The sequence below is a fragment of the Leyella stercorea DSM 18206 genome, assembly GCF_000235885.1.
Lineage (GTDB): Bacteria > Bacteroidota > Bacteroidia > Bacteroidales > Bacteroidaceae > Prevotella > Prevotella stercorea.
The window spans coordinates 12,407-14,587 of sequence record NZ_JH379397.1; the positions used below are offsets into that span (position 1 = coordinate 12,407).

Consider the following 2,181-nt stretch of genomic DNA (forward strand, 5'->3'; position numbering starts at 1 on the left):
GGTATGGCATCCCTGCCATACCCACGCACCCCAACATAACCTCTTATGGTTAGCGCGGTTGGTGCAGTGCTTGCTCGGTTGGTGCACTTCCAGGGGGTGCAGCAGTCTCTGCTGCACCAACAAAGTAAACGATGCATTTCTGCACGGTTGGTGCACTTCTTGCTCTGGCAAGCGGCGAAGCCGAGCGGAGACAAGTGCACCCCCTAAAAAAAATCCCAACAGAGGCGAACCTCCGTTGGGATTTTCATTTATATGTGTTTTCAGATATTTACTTAACAAGCACCTTCTTAGATGTGCCGTCGCTCATCTTAACAACGTTGATGCCCTTCTGAGGAGCAGAGAGCTTCTTGCCGTCGAGAGAGTAGTACTGCTTCTCATAAGCCTTGCCTGAAGCATCTACACCAAGGATAGCAGTCTCACCATTCGGGGTTCTTACTATAACCTGAACACAGAGGGCATAAGGATAGTCGGAAGCTGAATATAGGTACCAACCTTGTTTCTCATCAAATGTTCCAAACACAAGGAAAGGAGCATTTCCGCTATTTGGATCTGGGAATTCCTCTTCGTCACCGAACTTACCCATTAAGAACGGAGCAGCTGCAAGATTTCCATCATCATCATTTGTATCTTGAACATACATAAAACCATAACGCAAAGCTACTGTTTTATCAGAAAGTTTAAATGGTTCGTCGAAATATGTTTCATTCCAGTTTGCTGTCAGCTGATGATCATTAACTACAGAAAGTTCATAATCGCCTTCATTCAACAGCTTTTCAGCAGCCAAAAGATCCTCCTGTTTCCCACTTTCAGGAATACCCCAAACATATACACCAACAGGAGCTTCTTTAGTATTTTCACCCAAAGAACCCAAGAGAAGATAACGGATACCAATAACATTATAACCATACCAACTTTCGTCAAGCATCAGCTGAGAAGCAGCACTTGCAGCATCAGGCACCCTTGGCCATCCAACATTTGCAACAGGAGTTGCAGAAGCAGGGAATCCCAGCAACTTATCACCATCCTTTAACTTCTTCATACCGTTAGCCTTTGGCGCAGCTACCTGCTCAAACTTATTAAAACGGCTATCTACATTTGCCTCACCTGCAACAGTAAGGTCCAACTTCTGTGCCGAAGCACCAGTTGCGAGCAGCAACATAGCTGCCATAGAGAGTAAAGTTTTCTTCATAGTCATTTATTTTTTAATTTATCTACCGCAAAAGTACAAAATTAATTGTAAATCGCTAATGTTTTGCAAGAATATTTTAAAAAATTCAATCAACTTGGCTATTTATACTATTAATTTGCAAGAAAACCACGAATGGCGTGCCTTATGTGCAAGACTTTCTGTAACTTTGCAATCACGAAATAATACATTATTAATAATATATATATATGGCAATTCATCCTCTTTGGACCGACGACTACTGGCTGCTCATCATGCAGCTCTACCAGAAGAGTCCGGCAGGCGTTAAGTCGGAGTACTCGCGTTCGATGGTGGAGTTGGCACTCGAACTGCACATACCGCCAAAGACTCTGCAGGAGCAGATGGAGGCACTGAAAGAGCGCACCACTCCCTCGCTGCAACGCCTATGGGACACGTACGCCGACAACCCACGCCGCTTGTCGCGCGATGTGAAGCGCCTCAGACAGATGACGGGCTTCGGAGCAGGCAGCACCTTCTACAACGGCATTGACCTGACGCAACCCTTCGAGCACGACTATCTGCCCGTAGCACCCACAGAGAAGCTGACGCCGGTGATGCTCACCATTATCCTTTGCCTCTACTTCCAACTGATGACCAACACCATGGTCAGCGAGACACCCGAGGTGCAGGACACGGCACACCTCATGGGGCTGAAGCCCGAAGAGGTGGTAGAGGTGCTGAAGATATACCAAACGTTCGACCCCATACTAAAGCGCGAGCCACTACCCCACTCGCCACTCAACGACGAGGCGCAACGCCTATGGCAGAAGTATAGCAACGAGGCACCCGAGGTGCTGACAACAACAGCGGAGAGGCTAAAGGAGTACTTCAAAGGTGTTTCTGGCAGTGTCTAAGCCGAACTAAGCCTTTCTAAGCCTCTTTACGCCTTGGCTTAGAAAGGCCTAAAGAGGCTTAGCTCGGCTTACCACCCCAAGGCTTAAAAAGGCCTAAAAAGGCTTAGTTCGGCTTAAACG

At 47.0% G+C, this 2,181-nt stretch carries 2 protein-coding genes; one reads left to right on the forward strand and one right to left on the reverse strand.

The window, feature by feature from the left end; all coding sequences use genetic code 11:
• Positions 1-268: 268 nt before the first annotated feature.
• Positions 269-1,189: a hypothetical protein gene (locus HMPREF0673_RS04005; RefSeq protein WP_040596371.1), complete on the reverse strand. Its 921-nt coding sequence runs from the start codon at positions 1,187-1,189 to the stop codon at positions 269-271.
• A gap of 206 nt (positions 1,190-1,395) precedes the next feature.
• Here HMPREF0673_RS04005 and HMPREF0673_RS04010 point away from each other — a divergent pair, with 206 nt between their 5' ends.
• Positions 1,396-2,061 (forward strand): hypothetical protein, encoded by a 666-nt coding sequence (locus HMPREF0673_RS04010; protein ID WP_007898385.1) that lies wholly within the window; start codon positions 1,396-1,398, stop codon positions 2,059-2,061.
• Positions 2,062-2,181 lie beyond the last annotated feature (120 nt).

Coding starts and splice junctions, on each gene's coding strand:
- HMPREF0673_RS04005 (WP_040596371.1), bottom strand. CDS start 1,189: ATGAAGAAAACTTTACTCTCTATGGCAGCTATGTTGCTGCTCGCAACT.
- HMPREF0673_RS04010 (WP_007898385.1), top strand. CDS start 1,396: ATGGCAATTCATCCTCTTTGGACCGACGACTACTGGCTGCTCATCATG.